The sequence below is a fragment of the Microbacterium sp. Cr-K20 genome (assembly GCF_000708325.1).
Taxonomy (GTDB): domain Bacteria; phylum Actinomycetota; class Actinomycetes; order Actinomycetales; family Microbacteriaceae; genus Microbacterium.
The window spans coordinates 13,721-35,639 of sequence record NZ_JARE01000002.1 but is presented as its reverse complement, the minus strand read 5'-3'; the positions used below and the strand labels follow the sequence as shown (position 1 = coordinate 35,639).

The 21,919-nt window shown below is 68.0% G+C and carries 17 protein-coding genes; 12 read left to right on the top strand and 5 right to left on the bottom strand.

Going from position 1 to position 21,919, the window contains the following annotated elements; all coding sequences use genetic code 11:
• On the bottom strand, nucleotides 1-2,210 hold a 2,210-nt coding region (locus GZ67_RS0100355), incomplete at its 3' end, for a glycoside hydrolase family 2 protein (protein WP_029273728.1).
• Nucleotides 2,211-2,259: 49 nt separating this feature from the next.
• On the opposite strand from GZ67_RS0100355, the gene GZ67_RS21095 reads away from it, so the two are divergent.
• The gene (locus GZ67_RS21095; protein WP_269319675.1) at nucleotides 2,260-2,394 is read left to right on the top strand and encodes a hypothetical protein; all 135 of its coding nucleotides are present in this window, start codon (nucleotides 2,260-2,262) and stop codon (nucleotides 2,392-2,394) included.
• Between the two features lie 3 nt (nucleotides 2,395-2,397).
• Here GZ67_RS21095 and GZ67_RS0100345 read toward each other — a convergent pair whose 3' ends face one another.
• Nucleotides 2,398-3,753 carry an alpha-L-fucosidase gene (locus GZ67_RS0100345; protein ID WP_051662224.1) on the bottom strand — a complete coding sequence of 452 codons (1,356 nt, stop codon included), beginning with the start codon at nucleotides 3,751-3,753 and terminating at the stop codon, nucleotides 2,398-2,400.
• 180 nt (nucleotides 3,754-3,933) lie between these two features.
• On the opposite strand from GZ67_RS0100345, the gene GZ67_RS0100340 reads away from it, so the two are divergent.
• The 4 genes from GZ67_RS0100340 (at nucleotide 3,934) to GZ67_RS0100325 (ending at nucleotide 8,119) form a co-directional block, all read left to right on the top strand.
• The gene (locus GZ67_RS0100340; RefSeq protein ID WP_029264276.1) at nucleotides 3,934-5,205 is read left to right on the top strand and encodes an ABC transporter substrate-binding protein; all 1,272 of its coding nucleotides are present in this window, start codon (nucleotides 3,934-3,936) and stop codon (nucleotides 5,203-5,205) included.
• A 60-nt stretch (nucleotides 5,206-5,265) separates the two neighbouring features.
• A complete protein-coding gene (locus tag GZ67_RS0100335; protein WP_029264277.1) occupies nucleotides 5,266-6,141 on the top strand; it encodes a carbohydrate ABC transporter permease in 876 nt (291 codons plus the stop codon).
• 3 nt (nucleotides 6,142-6,144) lie between these two features.
• Entirely contained in the window at nucleotides 6,145-7,014 is an 870-nt protein-coding gene (locus tag GZ67_RS0100330; protein ID WP_051662222.1) for a carbohydrate ABC transporter permease, read from the top strand.
• Between the two features lie 76 nt (nucleotides 7,015-7,090).
• Nucleotides 7,091-8,119: a LacI family DNA-binding transcriptional regulator gene (locus GZ67_RS0100325; protein WP_168380802.1), complete on the top strand. Its 1,029-nt coding sequence runs from the start codon at nucleotides 7,091-7,093 to the stop codon at nucleotides 8,117-8,119.
• Nucleotides 8,120-8,243: 124 nt separating this feature from the next.
• Here GZ67_RS0100325 and GZ67_RS0100320 read toward each other — a convergent pair whose 3' ends face one another.
• Together GZ67_RS0100320 and GZ67_RS0100315 are read right to left on the bottom strand one after the other, a co-directional pair.
• Nucleotides 8,244-9,362 (bottom strand): hypothetical protein, encoded by a 1,119-nt coding sequence (locus GZ67_RS0100320; protein WP_029264280.1) that lies wholly within the window; start codon nucleotides 9,360-9,362, stop codon nucleotides 8,244-8,246.
• A complete protein-coding gene (locus GZ67_RS0100315; RefSeq protein WP_197021092.1) occupies nucleotides 9,349-9,963 on the bottom strand; it encodes an RNA polymerase sigma factor in 615 nt (204 codons plus the stop codon). The genes GZ67_RS0100320 and GZ67_RS0100315 overlap by 14 nt, the downstream gene beginning before the upstream one ends.
• A gap of 319 nt (nucleotides 9,964-10,282) precedes the next feature.
• Here GZ67_RS0100315 and GZ67_RS0100305 point away from each other — a divergent pair, with 319 nt between their 5' ends.
• Nucleotides 10,283-11,077: an SDR family NAD(P)-dependent oxidoreductase gene (locus GZ67_RS0100305; RefSeq protein ID WP_029264282.1), complete on the top strand. Its 795-nt coding sequence runs from the start codon at nucleotides 10,283-10,285 to the stop codon at nucleotides 11,075-11,077.
• A gap of 25 nt (nucleotides 11,078-11,102) precedes the next feature.
• Here GZ67_RS0100305 and GZ67_RS0100300 read toward each other — a convergent pair whose 3' ends face one another.
• Nucleotides 11,103-11,969, bottom strand: coding sequence for an AraC family transcriptional regulator (locus GZ67_RS0100300; RefSeq protein WP_167635406.1), 867 nt, complete (start codon nucleotides 11,967-11,969; stop codon nucleotides 11,103-11,105).
• Nucleotides 11,970-12,127: 158 nt separating this feature from the next.
• On the opposite strand from GZ67_RS0100300, the gene GZ67_RS0100295 reads away from it, so the two are divergent.
• From GZ67_RS0100295 to GZ67_RS19970, 6 genes are all read left to right on the top strand, one after another.
• The gene (locus GZ67_RS0100295; protein WP_231481646.1) at nucleotides 12,128-13,063 is read left to right on the top strand and encodes a carbohydrate ABC transporter permease; all 936 of its coding nucleotides are present in this window, start codon (nucleotides 12,128-12,130) and stop codon (nucleotides 13,061-13,063) included.
• Complete coding sequence (locus GZ67_RS0100290; protein ID WP_197021093.1) at nucleotides 13,060-13,884, top strand: carbohydrate ABC transporter permease; 825 nt, start codon at nucleotides 13,060-13,062, stop codon at nucleotides 13,882-13,884. The genes GZ67_RS0100295 and GZ67_RS0100290 overlap by 4 nt, the downstream gene beginning before the upstream one ends.
• 41 nt (nucleotides 13,885-13,925) lie before the next feature.
• Nucleotides 13,926-15,197 (top strand): ABC transporter substrate-binding protein, encoded by a 1,272-nt coding sequence (locus tag GZ67_RS0100285; RefSeq protein WP_029264286.1) that lies wholly within the window; start codon nucleotides 13,926-13,928, stop codon nucleotides 15,195-15,197.
• Nucleotides 15,198-15,263: 66 nt separating this feature from the next.
• Nucleotides 15,264-17,792, top strand: a complete 2,529-nt coding sequence (locus GZ67_RS19480; protein ID WP_136025794.1) for a family 78 glycoside hydrolase catalytic domain — start codon at nucleotides 15,264-15,266, stop codon at nucleotides 17,790-17,792.
• Nucleotides 17,785-19,302 (top strand): hypothetical protein, encoded by a 1,518-nt coding sequence (locus GZ67_RS0100275; RefSeq protein ID WP_029264287.1) that lies wholly within the window; start codon nucleotides 17,785-17,787, stop codon nucleotides 19,300-19,302. The genes GZ67_RS19480 and GZ67_RS0100275 overlap by 8 nt, the downstream gene beginning before the upstream one ends.
• 49 nt (nucleotides 19,303-19,351) lie before the next feature.
• Nucleotides 19,352-21,880, top strand: a complete 2,529-nt coding sequence (locus GZ67_RS19970; RefSeq protein WP_029264288.1) for an FG-GAP-like repeat-containing protein — start codon at nucleotides 19,352-19,354, stop codon at nucleotides 21,878-21,880.
• Nucleotides 21,881-21,919 lie beyond the last annotated feature (39 nt).

Sequence of the window (21,919 nt, the reverse complement as noted above, 5' to 3'; positions counted from 1 at the left end):
TCGGCGAACCACCAGAGCCCGCGCGCTCCGGACACATCGGCGACGATCAGCTCGGCGGAAGCGTCACCGGGCGCGGCGACGGCATCCGGAATCGCAACGCGCGTCGACTCCTGCGGAGCGATCGACACCGCCACCTCGACCGAGGCATGCACCGTGCCGTCGAAGTCGATCCGTCGCAGCGAGAGGCTGTCCGACCAGGTGTCATCGGTGTCGTTGTGCAGCACGGCTTCGAGGCCGTCGCCCGCGGGTTGCACCGTCACCACGCGGGGTTCGAAGGCGTTCTCGATGGCGAACAGCAGCGGCTTCTCGCGGCCATCGCCGTCGATCGCCGCCCACGACGTCACCGGCCAGCAGTCGTTCAGCTGCCACACGATCGCGCCGGCGTTGTGCGGGGCCAGTGAGCGGAACCAGTCGAGCGCGAAACCCACCGCATTCGCCTGATTGAGCTGCATGGCCCAGTGCCAGGTCTCGATGTCGTCGGGGATCGGATAGTGCGCGACCAGCCCGGACCCGAGCTTCGCATTCCCGTCCGCCGCCTTCTGATGCACGATCATGCCGGGGGAGTCGGGCGTGATCGGATCGTCGGAGATGGACCGCGTCAGCGTCGACCACGTGGGCGGCCCCTGCCACCCGAACTCGGCGACGAACCGGGGGTGATGGTCACGGTACGTCGGCCAGTCGCGGCGGTTCCACTGCTCCCACAGGTGCATGGTGCCGTGCGCCTCGTCGTTCGGATGCGGGCCGGTCTGCTGACGCCCGTCCCACCCCGCGCCCGGGCTGAAGGGGCTTCCGGGTGCGTAGGGAACGTGCGGCGCGAGCTCGTCGATGATCGCCGGGAACAGCTCGTAGTAGTAGTGGGCGCCCCAGGTCTTGCCGTCGAGCAGCGTCTTCCAGCCCCAGTCCTCGTATCCCCAGGTGTTCTCGTTGTTGCCCGTGAGCAGAGCGAGTGAGGCGCGGTGGGCGAGGCGTGCGACGTTCTCCCGTGCTTCCGCCTCGATCTCCGCCCGCAGGGGATCCTCCTCCGCGTACGCGGCGCACGCGAACAGGAAGTCCTGCCAGACCAGCAGGCCGAGTTCGTCGGCGAGGTCGTAGAAGTCGTCCGACTCATAGATCCCGCCGCCCCAGACGCGGATCAGGTTGAGGTTCGCTGCCTTCGCCTGCTCGAGTCGGGTGCGGTACCGATCCCGGTCGACTCTGCTCGGGAATGCGTCGTCGGGAATCCAGTTCACGCCCTTCACGTAGATCGGGCGGTCGTTCACGAACAGGGTGAACGGTGTGCCGGATGCATCCGCGGTGGTGTCCCAGCGCAAGTCGCGGAACCCGACGTGTCTGGTCGCGGAGTCCAGCGCCGTGCCGTCGTCCAGGAGGGCGATCTCGACGTCGTATAGCGGCTGGGCGCCATGGCCGGCGGGCCACCACCGTTCGACGTCGCTCACCCGGACCTCGATCTCCGCCGACGTCTCCGAGGCGGCGATCGGAACCGTCTGCACGGTCCCGGCGACCTCGACCCTCAGGTCGAGCGGGAGTGCCGAGGCGCGCTCGACCTCGACGGCGACGCGCACCGTGCCCTCCGTGCCGTCCGGTGTCGCATGGACGCGGACGTCGCTCAGCCGGGCGTCCGACCAGGACTCCAGACGCACCTCGCGCCAGATGCCGCTCGAGTAGGTGGCGATGCCCCAGTCCCACCCGAAGCTGCACGCCGACTTGCGCAGGGCGTTGAACGGCGAGGGGTAGGGGCGTGGGCGCGCACCCAGCGCCACGCTCTGCGCGTCGGCGTACCGGACCGGGCTGCGGAAGGCGACGGTGACCGTGTTGTCGCCGGTGGTGAGCAGGTCGGTCACGTCCAGTCGATAGGAGCGATGCTGGTTGGCGACCTCGGCGATCACCCGCCCGTTCACGGTGACGGTCGCCACGGTGTCGAGCCCGTCGAACACGAGCTCGTGACGATCGGCCGCCTGCTCCTCCGACTCGAGCGCGAAGCTGCCCTCGTAGGTCCAGTCCACGAGACCGATCCACGCGAGGGCGGATTCATTGTCGTCGAGGTACGGGTCGGGGATGAGGCCCGCCCGCAGCAGGTCGAGATGCACCACACCGGGGACGACGGCGGGGATCCAGGCATCGGCCACCTGTGCGGGGCCGCCGTTCGGGCGGACGCGCCAGCCCTCGGCGAGCGGACGGCGGATGAGGGGAAGGGGGGACGCGACGCTCACGGGACGGCTCCTGCTTCGACGCCTCTGCGGTTCCCACTCTGGAAGGAGCATGACGGCGACGGGGGTGGGGGATGATGACGGCATCCAGCTTCGCAGCTTCGTCGACCGGGAGGGGGATTGGCGGCACGAGTCGGGCGAAGCCGCGGGGATCCACCTGATCCGGACCGCCGCCATCATTCCGTGAGGGCTACGTGGCAGCCCCCGCGGTCGTCTCTTCCGCCCGCACTATGCCTGCGCGGAAGCGGATGCGGATCACCGGGAGAGGGCCCGCCGGTCGAGCCCGCGGGATCGAGATGACCAGGTTGCCCAAAGGGTCGTCGTCGCGGGCGTGCGCGGGATCGACGACGGCTTGGAAGTGGAGGTCTTCCCCGGTGGTCAAGAGCTCCACGCCGAGCACTGCCTGAGGCCGAATGCCGCGCACGGTGGCGGTCTCGTCCGGCCAGGCGACGAGGTGCAGGTACAGGTCGTCCGCATTCATCGTCGTCGGACCGTAGAACTGCCACGGTTCCAGCCCTGGTCGAGCGCCGATCACGCTCTCGCGATGGGTGCGCATCCAACCGGCGATCTCGTGGAGCGACCTCTCCTCTTCGGGCGGCAGGGCACCGGTGCTGCTCGGCCCCACGTTCAGCAGGAGCGAGCCGCCGTTCGCGACACAGTCGACGAGCGTCCGGATCAGGTGTGCGGTGGTCTTGTAGTCGTGGTCGCTCGGATCCCATCCCCACGTGTCGTTCATGGTGATGCACGCTTCCCAGGCGTCGCTGAGAGGCTCTGCAGGGATCGACTGCTCCGGCGTCACGTAGTCGCCGATGCCGGGGAGGCGGTCGTTGAGGACGATGTCCGGCTGATGGGACCGGATGTGCCTCTCCAGCTCCGCGCTGTCCCATTCCTCCTCCGTGCGCTCCCACCCGCCGTCGAACCACAGCAGATCGATCCGCCCGTAGTTCGTGAGCAGCTCGGTGAGTTCCGCCTTCATCCCTTCGCGGAACCTGGCCCACTGGGCGGGCGTCGCGCGCGGGTACTCCTCGAACGCATACGGTGCGAACTCGGTGCGCCATGCCGGATAGTCGGGATCCGACCAGTCGGAGACGGAGTAATAGAAGCCGATGCGGAGTCCGGCCTCTCGGAAAGCGTCCACGTAGTCGCGGACGAGGTCGCCACCGCTAGCCCCGTAGGGAGACGTGGAGATGTTCAGCGGCGTCGCCTCGCTCGGCCAGGACGCCCAGCCCGAGTGATGCTTCGTCGTGAAGACGGCGTACTGCATCCCGGCCTCCCTCGCCGCATCTGCGATCGCGCGAGGATCCCACTCTCGAGGGTCGAACTCGTCGGCATCCCGGAAGTAGTCCACGGCTTGTCGTGCGTGCACTCCCGTGCCGTCGTCGCTGGTGAGTCCGACCATCGGCCAGGACAGATCGACTCCGAGCTGGCTCGCCTGATCGAAGTGGATGAACAGTCCGAACGAGGCGGAACGGAACCAATCGAGGCGGGAAGGGTGGGTGGAACTCGCGGCGGAAGGTGCCGGAGTGGGATGCGTGGCGATGGGCATCTGCTCTCTTCGTCCAGGGCGTGATCGGGGTCGTATCGCCCACAGATGCGAGCACTTGACAAGGCGACGCGCATCAATTTACGCTCGCCAACAGCGTTAGGCAACCGGTTACCTAAATATCGGTTCGGTCATGAGAGAAACCTCGACGACGTCCTCGCTTCCCGATAAGGAGATCCTTCAATGAAGAAGTCGCAGCAGTGGATGATCCGCTCCGCCAGTGCCTTCACCGCCGTCGTGACGGTCCTGGTTTTGGGCGGTTGTTCATCCGGCGATCCGTCGACGACGACCGAGGACGGTCGTACCGTTCTCACGGTGTACGGCTGGAAGGGCGGCGAAGGTGAGCCGGCGAACGTCGCCGAGATCAATGCGGCTTTCGAGAAGGCGAACCCCGACATCAAACTCGAGTTCGAGGCGATCCCCGCGAACGAGGCCTATTCGCAGCGTGTGCAGCCTGAGCTGCTCGCCGGTACTGCCGCTGACGTGATCATGCTGGACAGCAACCTTCTCGCGACATGGGGGAAGTCGGGGTACCTCGCGGACCTGTCCTCTGCGCCGTGGGCCGAGGACATCACTCCCGAGGTCGAGAGCTTCGCGACCTATGACGGCGCCGTGCTCGCCATGCCCATGGAGGCCATCGGCGTCGGCCTGTATTCGAACATGGAACTGCTCAGCGAGGTCGGCGTGAACGAGGTGCCGAAGGACTGGGACGGTTTCCTCGACGCGCTCGCCAAGTTGAAGTCCGCCGGTCACGACCCCATCACTCTTCCCGACAAGGCCGGGTGGACGGGCGCGATGGCGCTGCTGAACGCTGCGGCCACGACCGTCGACAAGGGCTGGGACGAAGAGTTCTCCCAGGGTGATGCGAGCTTCTCGGAGTGGAAGCCGGCGGTCGAGCAGCTGCTCGAGCTGCAGGAACAGGGCCTCATCGACTGGAAGACCGAGCTCGGCGAAGACGAATGGTCGCAGGGCGCAGACGACTTCACGGCGGGCGACACGGGCTTCTGGCTCCAGGGCGCGTGGAACCTCGGCGGTGTCGCCGAAGCCGGAATCACGAGTCAGTTCACGGCGTGGCCGGGTGGGGAGCCGGGGGTCGACCCGAACGAGCTGCTGTTCGTCGGCACGATGTGGGGTGTCAACGAGGCGTCCCCGGTGAAGGACGCCGCTCAGAAGTACGTGGACTTCTGGGCCCAGCCCGAGAACCTCGATCTGTTCCTCGGGGCGGAGAACGCGATCTCTCCGTTCGAATCGGGCACCAGCCCGAAGAACGACGCGACGGGCGAGTTCCTCGCGTCCTACGAGGCAGGGAACTACCGCTTCATGCAGACGAACACCTGGATGGCGGGTGACGTGCAGACGCAGATGGGCTCTCGTCTGCAGGCGCTGTTCCTCGACGAGATCACGGTCGACGAGTTCCTCGACGAGATGGACGGGATCGCGAAGAAGGCGGATTAGTCCCGTTCCTGGTGCGGTCGCCCTCTCCGGCGGCCGCACCGCTCTCGCTGAAGGATTGTCATGATCTCCAAACGTCCCCTCGTCGCACTCGGGTTCCTCCTTCCCGCGCTCGTCGTCTACGGGCTCCTCATCCTCTACCCGCTGGTCAACGGCCTCTGGCTCAGCTTCACGGACAGCAGCGGGGGTCCTCGGGCAAACTTCGTCGGTCTCGAGCAGTACTCGAGACTGTTCACCGACGGGGAGGTCATCCGAGCCGTCGGCACGACCGTGCTCTACGCCGTCATCGTCGTCGTCCTGCAGAACCTCTTCGGTTTGCTCCTGGCCAGAGCGCTCTACAACCGGCCGCGGATCCGCAAACCGGTCAGCGTCCTCATCCTCATGCCGACGCTCGTCGCCCCGGTGATGGCATCGTTCATCTTCTCGTATCTCTACGCACCGGATGGAACGATCAACGAGGTGCTCCGCGCCCTCGGGCTGGACTCCCTTACCCGCATCTGGCTGGGCGAGACGAGCACAGCACTCGGCGCGGTGGCTCTGGTCAACATCTGGATGTTCGCCGGCTACTCCGCGGCGATCTTCCTCGCCGGATACCTCGCGTTACCCGCGGATGTCCTCGAAGCGGCCGACCTCGACGGAGCGACGGGATTCCGTCGATTCCGCACGATCGAATGGCCCCTTCTCGCCCCCTCACTCACGGTGAACATCACGCTCTCCCTCATCGGCTCACTGAAGGTGTTCGAGTTCCCGTTCGTGCTGACCAACGGCGGCCCGGCAGGGTCCACCACCACCCTCACCCTCCTCGTCTACCGCAAGGTCTTCGGTGGGGCGGGCGAGTTCGCCTATGGAGTGACGATCGCGGTCCTCCTCCTCGTCATCGTCGTCGTGCTCAGCAGCGTCGCCACCTCTGTTCTGCGCATGCGCGAGAAAAGGATCTGAAACATGTCCGCATCACTCCCCACCCCGGCTCGGTCACGCGACCACCGCCTGTGGAACGCGGGCAAACGTCGGCTCGGCGACATCGGGCTCATCGTCGGCGTCGCACTGCTCGTGACTCCGTTCGCGTTCGCCGTGCTGACCGCGATCCGACCGGCCGCGGACGTGTCGGCGAATCCGCTCGGGTGGCCCGAACACCTGACGCTCGACAACGTCGTGGATGCGTTCCAGCGCATCAACTACGCGCAGAGCGTCGCGAACACCCTCATCATCCTGGTGTGCTCCTGTGTGCTGACCGTCGCCTTCGGCGCCATGGCCAGCTACCCGCTGAGCCGGATCGGGCGCTCCTGGACGAACACCACCTACCGCGTGTTCATCATCGGGACCACCATCCCGATCTATGTGCTCATCGCCCCGCTGTATCTGTTGGTCCGAGATCTGCACATCCTGGGCACGCATCTCAGCGTGATCCTCGTCTACACGGCCATGAACCTTCCGATCGCCGTGTTCTTCTACACCAGCTTCATGCGCCAGGTGCCGACGGAGTTGGAGGAGGCCGCGGCGATCGATGGTGCGGGTCCGCTGCGGATCTTCTTCGTCGTCATCTTCCCGCTGCTCGCACCCGTCACCGCGACGCTGGTGACGTTCATCAGCCTGGTCGTGTGGAACGACCTCATCGTTCCTCTCGTGTTCCTCCAGGGCGAGCAGAACCGCACGATCATGGCGAACGCCTATGCGCTGATCGACCCGAACACGGTGGAGCCGACGACGCTGTTCCCGGCGGCGCTGCTCGGCGTCCTGCCGCTGATCCTGGTGTTCAGCTTCCTGCAGCGCTATGTCGTCGCGGGGATGTCGGCGGGTGCCGTGAAGACCTGACCAGATGAGCGGTGCTCGGCGGCTCGTGGGATCCTGAGAGGATGAGGGATCGGGAAGGAGCGCGATGAGGCGGCCGGTGACCTTGAAGGATGTCGCGGCAGAGTCGGGTGTTTCTGTGCCCACGGCCTCGCGCGTGCTCAACGGCGGTGGACATGTATCCGTCGAGACGCGGCAGCGCATCCATGAGGCCGCGGCACGACTGGACTTCAGGCCCAATGCGCTCGCGCAGTCGTTCGCGCTCGGGCGCAGTTTCACGGTCGGTGTTCTCGCCCAGAAGGCATCCGGCAACTTCTCGACTCCGGTCATCACCGGGATCATCGCCGAACTCAGCAAGCACGACGTCGCCGTGCTCGTCTACGACGATGAGGACAACGCCGCTGCCCGGCCGGAGAACCTTCGCACTCTGCAGGCCCGTCGAGTCGACGGGATCATCGTGGTGGGTGACGGCACGGACGTTCCGTTCCCCTCGATATCGGAGTCGTTCCAGACGCCGGTGATCCATGTCTTCGGAGTCTCGGACAACCCCGAGGACACGTGCTTTCTCCCGGACGATGTGCAGGCAGGGCGTCTGGCCGCCGCGCACCTCCTTCGCCAAGGGAGAACGAGGATCGCGCATGTGACCGCAATGGAGTACTCGCGGGCGGTCCAGGATCGTCTGAGCGGTTTTCGTGCCGAGCTCGCTGATGCCGGCGTGGAGATCGCGCTGTCGGAACCCCTGTTCGGCGACTGGACCATTCCGTGGGGCTACCGGGCCGGTCTCGAGCTGCTCGAACGGCGGGGCGAGTTCGACGCCGTGTTCTGCGGCAACGACTACATCGCTCTGGGCGTCACCCGTGCGTTCGAACAGGCCGGGGTCCGGGTCCCGGAAGACGTCGCACTGGTCGGCTACGACAACTGGTCGAAGTACAGCGGGAGCCCCGATCGATTCCTCACCTCGGTGGATCCTCAGCTGAACAGCCTGGGGCGAGTGGCAGCCGAGGCATTGCTGGCGGACGACCCCGCAGCCCGGCAGCCGGGCGTCAGCTATCAGCCGTGCGTCCTCGTTCCGGGCATGTCGTCAGGAGCGGTCGCCTCCGACGGGCTGGGCGCGATCGCCCTCAGATGAGCGTGTGAAGCGGAGGAGCCGGTAAACCCGTCCTTGCGCTGAGACGCGGGCCACCGTGCCGTGAACGGCGACGTGCCCTCCTCACCCGGCATCGCGGATGAGAAGGGCACGAGGTGCGGACGCGTCAGTCCGCGGGTGCAGCCGTGAAGGATGCGGAGAAGTCCGCCACGTCCTCCGGCAAAAACGGTGTCGTTCCGACCTCGACGAGCGGGTCGTCCTTCGTGTGGTTGCTCCACGGCTCCGGGAGCACGCGGAGCAGGAACTTCTCGATCTCGACGATGGCGCCCGCCTCGGGGTTGACCGTCAGGCGGAACCGGGCGTCGTCGGTCTCGTAGACGAGCACCTTGTCGGCCGTGGTGCCGTCCTCGACGGTGATCCCGTCGGCCAGCGCGAGCGCCTCGAGGAACGTCGCCCGGTACTCGGGGGATGCCGTCAGGATGGGCACCGAATGCCCGAGCATGTTCAGCATGTGCTCTGCGGCCGGTATCGCGAGCCGCTCCTCGATGCTGTCGTACAGCCCGTTGGTCTCAGGATCGCCGTCCTGGGGCATCTTCGCCGCGGCAGCCTTCTCAGCGACGAGCTGCGATTCCATGCCACGCTCCCACGCGGCGAGGAATGCCGCCGGGTCGGCGGGGAAGTCCGTGGGGGAGACGGGAAGCGTCGCATCGCCCTCGCCCGGCTCGACCTCGGTCGACGTCGCAGGAGCCGCGCCGATCGGATACGCCGCGCCGTAGTAGCCCGTCCACGCCCTCTCGACCTCTGCCTCGTTCCCGAACAGCTCTGCGGCATGGATGTCGGTGCGACCGGTGAGCGAATATGTGCCGTCGGTCGCGCTGAGATAGCTCGCGCTCGACTCGGTGACGACGGCAGCGGTCGCATCCGACCTGAGGTTTCCGAACGGCAGGAACTTCTCGTTCGGGCCGCCGATCATGCCCAGGTGCCGCGTCGTGATCGTCACTTCCATCGGCGCGGCGACGGCGGCGCGGATGGAGGCCGCGGTCTCGTTGAGGTACGTCGATGCTGAGGCCGCTTGTGGCTGGCCGACGACTCCCGGGGGAGTGAGGACGGTGGCTGTCACCGCCACCGCGGCGACGGCCGTGCCTGCCAGTGCCACCGCGACGATGCGTCCGACGGGGCGTCGGCGTCGCGACCGGGCGATCTCCTGGTGGAGGGCGCGACGGGGAGCCTGCGAAGAAGCGGGGTAGGTGGGCTTCATCTCGCGCACCGTGTCAAGGATGTCCATGGATGATCTCTTTCTCAGCAAGTCGGATGTGTGCGGTCGCGGGCCGGGGCTCATGCGGGGCCTTCGGCGGTGGGGCCGCGAGTTTGGTGCGGATGCGGCTCAGCCTCGATCGCACCGTGCCGACCGGGATCCGCAGCGCGGCGGCGATCTGTTCGTAGGTGAGGTCTCCCCACGCGTGCAGGAAGAGGACTTCCCGGTCGCGGGCGGAGAGGGCTGCGATCCGCGGATAGAGGCGCTCGATCTCCCCGGCCGCATCGAGCTGCGCAGTCGATCGATCGTGGTCGTCCGCGGCGATCGGGTCGCTCTGGGCGACGGACGCCTGTAGAGCTCGCCAGTGCTGGGCCTGCGCGCGGCGATGCTGGCCGAGGACGTTCGTCGCGATGCCCATCAGCCACGGCAACGCCGATGGCCTGGACATGTCGTAGCGCCCGCGCTTGCGGAACGCGATCAGGAAGGTCTCGCTCACGACGTCGTCTCTCGCCGCCGGTCCGACGCGGCGGGCGACATAGCCGGAGACCGCGTCGATATGTCGTTCGAAGATCTCGGAGAATCGCTCCGCGGCGTCGAACGATTCACGGATGATGTCGTTGTCGTTGCTCACACTGGTTATTCGTCTCCCGCCGGCATCCGGTTCCATCCTGACCCGGAATTGAGTCGTGACGATCGACGGGATGTCCGCGCACCTGGAACGGGCGGGCTTCGCGGTCGTCGACAGCGAGACCCGTGTGCAGGACGGTCGTCGCGCCCATGCGTCGATCAGCGCGGTCGCCGTCTGAGGAGTCTTCGTCCTCGTCGACAAGCCTCGGCAGTGTTCGAGGCTGATCCGCTTGCGCTGACGACCATCCTCCCGGCTATGCTCGTGATTGCTATAGCAAACGGGAAGTGCATCCGACCCACTTCAGCGCCGAGAGGGACACATCATGACCGAATCCGCACGCAGCGTCGTGGTGACCGGCAGTGGAAAGGGCATCGGCCGCGCCATCGCCGAGCGACTCACCGCCGACGGATGGATCGTCGTGGGGCTGGAGCGGTCTCCGGGGTCGGGCACGCTCGAGGAGGGGATCGTGGCCGAGGTCGTTCTCGGTGACGCCTCCGACCGCGCCGTCCACCAGCGGGCTGCGGAGGCGGCGCTCGCACGGGCACCCCTGGCCGGTTGGGTGAACAACGCCGGCATCACGAAGCACACCCCGCTGCACGAGCTCGATGAGAGCGTCGTGCGCGAGATCCTCGACATCAACGGCTTCGGCTACATCTGGGGCTGCTCGACCGCGGTGTCGGCCTTCATCGACCAGGGCCTCGCCGGGGCGATCGTCAACGTCGGCTCGATCCATGGCCGCGCCAGCCACCCCGACCACGCGGCCTACGAGTTCACCAAGGGCGGCATCGACGCGCTGACCCGCAGCGTGGCGGTGAGCTACGGCCGACTCGGTATCCGTGCCAACACCGTGGCTCCCGGCGGTGTGCGCACGCCGCACCTCGAAGAGAAGATCGCCGCAGCCCCCGACCCCGCTGCCGAGGAGCGTGGACTCGCCGAAGGGCCGCCGATGGGACGCATCGCCCGCGCCGAAGAAGTGGCCGCGGTGACAGCCTTCCTGCTCTCCGACGAGGCTCCGTACCTCAGCGGCGAATCGATCGCGGTGGACGGGGCGTGGACGGCATCCTTCGGCGATGTCGACGTCGACCCGGCGCTGGCCGCGCGGTTCCGGCGGGCGTGAGCGCCGGCGGGGTGACGCGGGCGACTCAGCGGAGGATCGCGGCGTCGTCGCGCTGAAAGCGGCTCCGGTACTCGCTGGGAGTGAGGCCGTAGAGCGCGCGGAAGCGCCGGCTCGCATAGTTCGCATCGTCCCATCCGACGGCCTGGCCGACCTCGGAGACGCTCTTGTCGGTGAGCGCGAGCTGCGTCGCGGCCGCTTCGCCCCGTGCGCGGGTGAGCCACGCCATGGGGGAGATGCCGACATGCGTCTTGAACACCCGGTGCACCACGGCAGGCGAGAAGTTCGCGACCCTGCTCAGGTCGGCGATCGTCCAGCGCGCGCTGAGATCGTCCTGCATCAGATTCATCATCGTGATGACCGAGCGCGCGATCGTGCTATCCGTCGCCGGCTGCGGGGAGAGCGCAAGGGTGCTGAAGGAGTCGAGCACGCAGGTCGCCAGGCCGATCAGCGTCGGCGCGTGAACCGTGCGCGAGTGCTGCGTGATCTGCTCGAGCCAGCTCAGCACCCGCGCGCACGACTCCTCGTCGAACTCACCGAGATTGGGCTCCCCTCCGAGGAGCGCACGCGCGAGATCGGGATACTCCACGATCCACGAGAGCTCGCGGAGCAGCAGCTCCGGGGCCAGGTAGAGGTTGAAGGTCCACAGCTCGTCGGTGTCACGATAGGCATGCCAGGAGCCGGGTCGGATGATGATGACCGACCCGCGCGCGATGGGCAGACGCCCCTCACGTGTCACGTGCACCCCGGTTCCCCGGGACACCACCGCGATCTCCAGGTAGTCGTGGGTGTGCTCGGGGATGCCGCCCAGAGCGGGCACGTCGTTCGAGGCGATGGGGAGGGCACCGGCGCGGAAGACCTCGTAGCGCTGGATGGAGGGGTAACGGACGACCACCACCCCACACTGACATAGCGGACCTCATCGGAGAAGACACCCGCGAGGATCGTGCTAGTGATGAACAGCATCGTGCTGGCAGCGGCACGGAGCGCCGGACAGGATTGTCGATATCCCCCGCTGGGCGACGACGCGAGAGATCAGGGAGCAGTACACGCATGTTCAATGCCGAACAGAAGACCGCACCACCGATGAGGAGTGCCTTCGCACCCGCTCGTCGACGGCGGTGGCGTGGTGCCCACGTTCCGCTCTGGTTCATCGTTCCGGCACTCCTCCTCTACGCCTTCGTCACACTCGTGCCCTCGGCGCGCGGCACCGTCTTCGCCTTCTCGGACTGGGACGGGATCAGCGCCGACTTCGACCTCATCGGGTTCGGCAACTTCGTCGAGGTGTTCACGGACCCGCTCGCGACAGCGGCCCTGGTGAACACGTTCGTGTTCGCCGCGGTCACGATGATCCTGCAGAACGGTCTCGGCCTGCTGCTCGCACTGGCGCTCAACACGGTCGTCAAGAGCGGCGGGCTGCTGCGCACGATCTTCTTCGCCCCGGTGGTCCTGACCCCGCTCGTGTGCGGATACATCTGGAGCTACCTCCTCGCGCCGACGGGCGGCGTCAACGCCGTGCTCGGAGCCCTCGGACTCGACTCGCTGCAGCAGAACTGGCTGGGGGATCCGCAGTTCGCGCTCGGCGCCGTCTGCGTCGCGTACCTGTGGCAGTTCACGGGCTTCTCGATGGTCATCTATCTCGCAGGTCTCAAGGCGCTGCCCTCCGAGGTGATCGAGGCCGCCGTGATCGACGGTGCGGGCCCCGTGCGCCGATTCTTCTCCGTCGTGCTGCCGCTCATCAACGGAGCGGTCGTCATCAACCTGCTCCTGACCCTCATCAACGGCCTCGCCCAGTTCGACCAGGTGTACGCGATGACGGGCGGCGGACCCGCGCGGGCCACGGAGACCATCTCGACCGTCGTGTACAAGGTCGGATTCCAAGGAGGCGACGTGCCCTACGCCACCGCGCTCGCCACGGTGATGGCGATCGTCGTCGCGGTGCTCGCCACAGTCCAATACCGCCTCACTTCGAAGCAGGTCGACCGATGATCAACCGATACACGGGGCGCACCCTCACGCTCGAGATCGCACTGTGGGCAGTCGCGGCCGTCTTCCTGCTGCCGCTCTTCGCGCTCGTCAACCTCTCGCTCAAGGCACCGCACAACCCGACCGGCGCGTTCGTCATCTCGGGCCAGTACAGCGTCGAGAACTTCGGCCGCGCGTGGGAGGACGGCCACCTGGGTGCCGCTCTCATGAACAGCGCCGTCGTGGCCGTGGTCAGCATCGTGCTGGTGCTCGTGGCGGCCTCGCTCGCCGCCTATCCGCTGGCGCGGCTCGGTTCGCGCTGGTCGCGCGGGATGTTCTACCTCTTCATGGTCGGGCTGGTCGTGCCCGCGCAGCTCGGAGTGCTGCCGCTGTTCCTGAGCATCCGCGATCTCGGTCTCAACGGCAGCCTGCTCTCGGTGATCCTCGCCGGGGCCGGCAGCTCGATCCCGTTCGCCGTGTTCATCATCACCATGTTCCTGCGCGAGAGCCCACGCGACTTCGAGGAGGCGGCATCCCTCGACGGATGCGGTCCGATCCGCACCTTCTGGCACATCGTGGTCCCGCTGCTGCGGCCCGCGATCGGCACCGTCGCCATCCTCAACGTGATCTCGATCTGGAACAGCTTCTTCATCCCGCTGCTGTTCCTCTCCGGAACCGGCAACGAGACACTGCCCGTGCGCATCAGCGGATTCGTGCGCACCTATCACGCCGACTGGCCGGCGGTCTTCGCCGCGCTCCTGATCTCAGCCGCCCCGATCCTGATCGCGTACTTCTTCCTGCAGAAGTACATCATCCAGGGATTCGCCGGCGGTCTGAAGGGCTGAACCCTCAGCCACCCCCTGCCCCACCCGAGAGGAAAACCCGCATGTTACAACGCAGTGCACCCGCGGCGGCTGTCGGCATCGTCGCCGTCCTGGCCCTCACCGCCTGCTCGACGTCAGACGAACCCACGAACACGGGATCGACCGGCGACCAGAAGACGCTCACCATCGCCACCGACAACGTCGCTCCGCTGGAGGCGGTCGTCGAAGAGTTCGAGGCGGCCCACCCCGACATCACCGTCGAGATCCAGGACGGTGGCAGCGACTATCCCACCTTCCTCCGCACGGGTCTCGCCGCCGGCACCGCCGCCGACGTCATCCGCACCTTCCCCGGCGCCGGCAACGTCGTGAGCGTGGTTCCGCTGGACGAGGCCAGCCAGCTCGTCGACCTCAGCGGGGCCGAATGGGCGGGCGAGCTGTCACCCACGCAGAACAACCTCTTCAGCAATGACGACAAGCTGCTGTCGGTGCCGATCGGCGCGCTCGGCCTCGGGCCCGTGTACAACGACCAGACGATGGAGGAGCTCGGCCTCGAGATTCCCGAGACCTACTCCGAGGTGCTCGACCTGTGCGCCGCCGCGAAGGATAACGGCAAGGTCGCGTACACGATGTTCCTCAAGGGCGGCAGCTCGATCCCGAGCTACGCCATGCTGGCACCGCTGCTCTACGGCCCGAACCCCGACTTCACCGTCGAGCAGATCGCGGGCGACCAGTCCTTCGCCGACTCGGAATGGGTCGACGCCTTCGCCATGCAGCAGGAGATGCTCGCCGCCGGCTGCTTCAACGAGGGGCCGACCGGCACCGAGTGGAACGTCTCGTTCGAGCAGGTCGCCACCGGTCAGGCGCTCGCCACGTTCGCGTTCTCCGACACCACGTCGCTGGAAGACGTGGCTCCGGAGGGCACGACCTTCTCGATCGCCCCGTTCCCGGTCGACGAATCGGGTGACAACTACCTGGCCGCCGCCGACTCCTCGGGCTTCGGCATCAACGCCAAGTCCGACAACCAGGATGCCGCGAAGGTGTTCATCGACTTCCTCGCAACGGCGGATGCGCAGAACGCCTACGCGACCGCGTCGAAGGGGGCGCCCTCGCTCCCGAACGACTCCTTCTCGCCGGACAGCCCGAACCAGGCGACGGTGCTGGAGTACGTGGTGTCGGGCAAGACGGCGACCTGGCCCGACCAGGGATGGCCGGGGACGGCGACCCAGCTCGAGCTGAATGAGGTGAGTCAGACGGTCATTCTCGGCTCCGATTCGCCCGAGGCTGCGGCCGAACGGCTCGACGCGGCCTTCGCCAAGGACCTCGCCGACAAATGAGCCCGTGGGTGGCGGGCCGTGCCTGGCCCGTCACCCGCGCTGACCGTCCTCACGGAGAACGAGCTGATGCCACACACCTTTTCCCGCCTGCGCGTCAACGGGCTCGATTCTCCACTCGGGGTCGCCTCGACGTCGGTGCGTCTGAGCTGGAGCGCCGACCAGCCGCTGCGGCCCGACGACCTCATCGTCGTCGACCTCGACACCGACTCGGCCACCGATCACCTGCACGTGCTGAGCGCCGATGCGCGGTCGATCGTGCTGCCCCGACCGGCAGGCCGACTCGTGCAGTGGCGGGTGGGAGTGCGGCGAGAAGGTCGAATCGCGTGGGATGCCCCGCGCGGCTTCACCACCGCCCCCGATCTCGAATCGACGGGGGCGCAGTGGGTCGCCCATCCCGAGGTGGCGCGCGCTCGCGCCGAGGGCGACGACCGCACGGTGTGGTTCGCCTTCGACATCGAGTCCCGCGCCTCCGACACCCGCACGCTCCTTCACCTGGCAGCCGCCGGGGTGGTCGAGGTGCGCGTCGACGGACGTCTGCGGCGCGACGGCCTGCTCGGCCCCGGTTACAGCGACCTGCGCACGGAGGCGTCTGCGGCGACGCACGACCTCGGCCTGCTCGCCCCGGGGTCGCACACGGTGACGATCGAGATGGCATCGGGTCCGTACTGGATCTCGGACGACCCCGCGCGCTACCGGAAGTTCGCCGCGCAGCATCAGGCGCCGCGACTGCTCGCCGCAATCGAGCAGTTCGGAGGGAGCCCCCGCGTCACAACGACCACGGCGGGGCGTACGCGCACCGGCCGCGGCGCGACGCTCGCCGCGCACTGGTACGGCGGCGAGGACTACGACGCGGGCGTCCCCGAAGCGGGGGAGCACGGCACCGACACGGTTGCGGTCGCGGCCGGCGCCCCCTCTCCGAAGATCTGGTGGCCGGAGCATCCGCCCCTCGCCGTGGTGGAGACGCGGGAGGCGAGCGCCGCCTGGGAGGGCTCGCGCGGACGTGTCGTCGACTTCGGGGTCAATGTCGCCGGCGTGCCCGAGGTCCGGTGGCAGCCCGCCGCGGAGGACCGCGTCGTGGAGCTGCACCCCGCCGAGCTGATCAGCGGCGACGGCGTCGACCAGGACAGCACGGGAACGCCGATCTTCGACAGCGTGCGCATCCCGGCGGGAACAGCCGGCTCGTGGTCGCCCCGGTTCGGGTATCACGGCTTCCGGTACGTCGAGCTCCGAGGACCCAGCGAGGGGATCGGAGTCTCCGCTCACGTCATCCGGGCCGCCAACACGCGCGCCGGCGGGTTCACGAGCGGCGATCCGTTCCTCCAGCGACTGCACGAGGTCATCGACCGCGCCTTGCAGGGGAACATGCACAGCGTCTTCACCGACTGCCCGCACCGCGAGAAACTCGGCTGGCTGGAGCAGCTGCACTTCTGCTTCGACGCGATCGCGCGCGGCTACGACGTCGAAGCGCACCTGCGGGACATGTTGCATCACGCGAGGACGGCGCAGTTGCCCTCCGGCGCCATTCCGAACACGGTCCCCGAGTTCGTCGACTTCAGTGGGCACGCCTACCTCGACGACGACGATGCGTTCCGGTTCGACGTCAACTGGGGTGGCGTCATCGTGCACCTCCCGCTCGCGCACTACCGGGAGTACGGCGACCGACGTGTGCTCGAAGACAACATCGCTGCCATGAAGGCGTACGTCGCCTATCTCGCAAGCCGTCAGGTGGCGGGGCTGATCGACTTCGGCCTCGGCGACTGGATCGCCATCGACGCCTCGGCCCCCCGCGAACTCGTGGCCTCGCACGGGTTCCTGCGCGTGCTCGAGTCCGCCGAGGTGATCGCGGAGATCGTGGGCGAGGAGGCGTGGGCGTCGGAGCTCCGGGCGCTGGCGGGTTCCCTGCTCCACGCGCTCCGGCGGCACGAGGCTCCCGGCGCCGATGCCGGTCAGACCGAGCTCGTGATCCTCACGGACATCGCGGAGAAGCGCGGTGACGACGCGACATCCGACGCCTTCTTCGCGTCGCTGCTCGAGCGCATCGCGGCCGACGGCGACGCGTTCACCGTCGGCGAGGTCACCTTCGCGCTGCTCGTCGATCTGCTGCACCGCCGCGGTCATGCCGAGCTCGTGCATCGCACGATCTCGCGCACCGATGTTCCGGGCTACGGCATGCAGCTCGCGCGCGGGGTGACCGCCCTCGCGGAGACCTGGTCGGCCGAGAGGCTCACCGTCGGCGAGGGCTCCAACAACCACTTCATGCTCGGGATGATCGACCACTGGCTGCAGAGCGATGTCGCGGGTCTGCGCCAGAGCCCGACCTCCATCGCGTGGCGATCCGCCGTGATCGCTCCCGTCTTCCTGGCCGACGTGCCGAGCGCCGCATCGGTCTATCACTCGGTGCGCGGCACCTACCGGGTGGCATGGCACCGGGAAGGGGCGGGCGTGCGTGTGGAGATCGAGGTTCCGGTCGACGGGCAGGCGAGCGTGCTGATCCCGGGTGTCGCGGCGCATGACGTCGGCCCCGGTACGCACGTGTATCTCGCAGACGACACCGACAGGGTCATGGCCACGGCGGAGGTGAGCGCTCATGGTTGACGTGCGCCCGGGGACACCGGCGTTCGTGTCGGCACTGGACGAGGATCACGCGCTCCGCGCCTCGGTGCAGAGGCTGCTGCGTGACGACTACGAGGTGGCCGACGTGATGCGGAGCACTCTCGAGAGCGACTGGCCGGGAGACCTCGCCGGGCGCCTGCTGCTCTCGCTCTCCCGGTACGCGCGGGCCGGAATGCCGACCCTCGAGCGTGCGACGCAACTGAACGAGGCGATGCTCGACGCGCTCGTGCCGCGCGGGTATCTCGGCCCCGAGGTCGGGGAGATCAGCGATGAGCAGCAGGTCGCCTGCCATGGGTGGGTGGCCGCGGGGCTGCTGCAGTTCTTCCACGTCACCGGCGACGAACGCTCCCGGCGGGCCGCGTTCCGCGTGATCGACGCGCTCATCGCCCCGGCTCTCCGGCGCCGCGACTATCCGTGGGCGCGCGTCGTCCCCGCGTACGGCGGTGCGCCATCGGGCACCGCCACCGAGGTGATCGACGGGTGGGCCGTCTCGAGCGACGTGTGGTGTGTGCTGCTGTCCTTGAACGCGCTCGTGCCGGCGGCTCTCCTCAGCGGGCGCTCCGATCTCCCCGATCTCATCGTCGAGCTGACACAGACCGTGAGCACGCTGGATGTCGTCGCGCACCAGGCCCAATTGCACGCGGTGCTCGCCGCCGCCCGCAACCTCGCCGACTGGTCGGTCGCGACCGGCGACGCACAGGCCGCCGATGTCGCGGCCGCGCTCTACGAGACATACGCGCGCGAGGGCCGCACGCTCAATCACGCCACCTTCAACTGGTTCGGCCGCCCCGACAGCTGGACGGAGCCGTGCGCGATCGTCGACTCGATCGGCGTCGCGGGATCCCTCCACGAGCTGACCGGCGATGGCCGGTACCGAGTGGATGCCGCCCGCATCGCGCACAACGGGCTGTCCTTCGCCGAGCGCCTCGACGGCAGCTTCGGGCTCGACATGATCGCCACCGCGCGCGATCCGATCCTCGCGGCGGTCGAACCCGATGCGCACTGGTGCTGCACGATCCGCGGGGCGATCGGGCTGCTGGAGAGTCGGGAGACCGCAGCCCGGCTGCGCGGGGAGGCGCTGGTGGTCACCGACCTGTACCCCGGCACGCACGTGGTGCACACGGACGTCGGTGTCTGGCGCATCCGCCAGGAGACGTGCTACCCCGCAGACACGACGGTCGGGTTCACGGTCGTCGACGCGCCGGAGACGACCGGGGAGTTCATGATCGAGATCGCCGTCGAAGACGTGGTCCGCACCGTGACGCTCCCGGCCCGGATCGGGGCGACCGCGGTCGTCGAACTCGTCTTCGCGCCGCACCGCGAACACTTCGCGGGCGCGGATGTCGAGCGGGTGGGTCCGGTGCTGTGGGTGCGCGACGCACACGATCCCGACGCGCCGCCGCGGCCGCTCACTGACTTCGCGGGCACCTTCCCCGGCGTGGCCGGCCCCCGCCTGATCCTCACTCTCGACGTCGACGGGCGGCGTCGATAACAGCCGAACACCGGACCGGCACCGATGCCGGACGCTCAAAGGAGAGCACATGAGATATCGCAATCTGATCGGGGCGCTCGCCGCGGTCGCGCTCGTGGCCACGGGCGCAGTGTCGCCCGCTGTCGCCGCGGATGCCACCGCCGATGCGGCCACCGATGCCACCACCACCGGCGTGGCCGCCGCTGCCGCGACCGCGGCCGCTACGCCGAATGTCGGCATCTGGTACGCCACCTGGTACTCGAAGGTCTCTGCGCTGCCGATCACGTCCGCGACCGGCCACGGCGCCTCCAGTGCGAGCCAGTTCCTCGCCGATGTGAACGGCGATGGAAAGGACGACGCCGTCACGTTCGACGCCACGGGCGTGTGGAGGGTGGGGCTCTCGACCGGCACGGGCTTCGCGGCCGCGACGGTCTGGGTGTCCGGCCACGGAGCCGGGTCGAGTGAGCGGTTCATGGCCGATGTCAACGGCGACGGCCGCGCGGATGCAGTTGCCTACTTCGCCGCCGACGGCAACGGCGACGGGCAGCCGGGCGACTGGTACGTCGCCCTCTCGTCGGGGTCGTCGTTCCAGCAGTACACGCTCTGGAGGGCGAACACCGGGGCGGGCGCCAATGCGCGATTCGTCGCCGACGTGACCGGAGACGGCCGAGCGGATCTCGCCACCTTCACCAACGGTTCCGGAGCGGTGAACAGCGGCACGTGGCACGCCGGCGCCTCATCGGGCACCGGCTTCGCCGCCCTCACGACCTGGCGGACCGGCTTCGGCGGCAACACGACCCGCCAGTTCCTCGCCGACACGACCGGAGACGGCAAGGCGGATGCGGTGTACTTCGCCGCGTGGGACGGGTCCTGGTACACGACCCCGTCGACCGGCACCGCGTTCGGAGCCCCCGCCGCGTGGACCACCACGCACGGCATCGGATCGAACGACCAGTTCGTCACGGACGGCAACGGCGACGGTTACGCGGAACCCTACGTCTACTTCCACGCCGACGTCACGGGTGACGGTGTGGGCGGCGACCTGATGGGCCGCGAGTACGACCGCGCGCTCAAGGCCATCTCGCCGGAGAACATCGCGCTGCACACGGGGTTCGGAGTGGGGGCGACGCGTCTGTTGCAGGGCAACATCTCCGGCGACCGCTACGGCTGGAAGGCGACCGTCGCCTTCACCGCCGGGGTCGGCGGCGGAACATGGAACGCCCAGCGCTATCGCACGGCCGACACCGTCTCCACGAACACCTGGGCCGGGTTCCCGGGCAAGCCGGCGATCCGGTACGTCCCGTATACCCTCGGCAGCTACCAGACGTACGACAGCGGAAACTCGGCGGTGATCGACGAGCACCTGAACACCATCTCCGGCGCGGAGATCGACTGGCTCCTGCTCGACGAGACGAACGGTCTGAACAACGTCAGCGGTGCCATCCTCAACCGGGCGGCTGACGTCGCGGCGCGCATCGCGGTGCACAACGCGCAACCCGCGAAGCGCGACATCCGATACGCCTTCGCCATCGGCCGGGTGCAGTGGACGGGCACTCCGGTGACGATCGAGCAGGAAGCGGCCCAGACCTGGGCAGAGTTCGCCGGTGACCCCGCGATCGGCGGGCCCGAGCACTACCACCAGGTCGACGGGAAGCCGCTGCTCGTGGTGTACGCGCCGGTCTCGACGCAGAACGCGTGGCGCTCCTACACGGGTGACAAGAGCGCGTCGAATCACTTCACCGTGCGCTTCGCCTCGAACGCGCTGCCGGGTGAGTACGGCTGGCAGCTCGGCCCCGACGGCTCGCCGTCGAACGACGAGGTGATGCTCACCATGCCCGGGTGGAACAACAACGTGCCCGGCTACACCCCGGTCTCGCGTCAGAACGGGCTCTACTACATCGAGAAGACGTGGCGGCGGGTGCTCGACCGGCCGACGCCGCCCGAGAGCGTCGTGATCAACTCGTTCAACGAGTTCGCCGAGGAGACATCGGTGCAGATCGCCGACACGAGCGGTCTCGTGGCACCCGCCGAGAAGTGGACCAACACCGACGGCGTGATCGACAACTCGATGTACTGGAACATGACGAAGGACTTCGTGCGCCAGCTGAAGCATCCGGACGCCGTGCATCATGCGAAGTCCGACTTCGCCAGCACGCAGGGGGCCGGAGGGTGGTCGTACGAGCAGTGGACCTACCCGAGCGGCTCACGGGTGATCACGCCGATGGCATGGGATGCCGCCGACACCCGGTGGAAGGGAACGGCCACCTGGACCATGGTCCGGTCCGACGCACAGCATCCGGATGTCGGAGCCGATGCCGCGCGCGTCTATGTCGCCCCGACTGCGGGCAGCACGGTGCTCACAGGGGTCGTCTCCAAGCCGCAGGCGGGTGGTGACGGAGTGGTCGTGCGAATCCTCAAGAACAACACCCAGATCTGGCCGACCGGCACGACGGGCACCACTCTGACGACTGCCGCGGCGCGCACGTTCCGGGTACCGGTGACGGTCGCGGCCGGCGATCGTCTGGAGTTCGTCACCCAGGCGCGCTCCACCGCGGCGTACGACACGACGGCGTGGGACGCGACGGTCACCTACCAGTAGGCGACGAAGCGGGCACCCTTCTCGGTCGAGGAGGGTGCC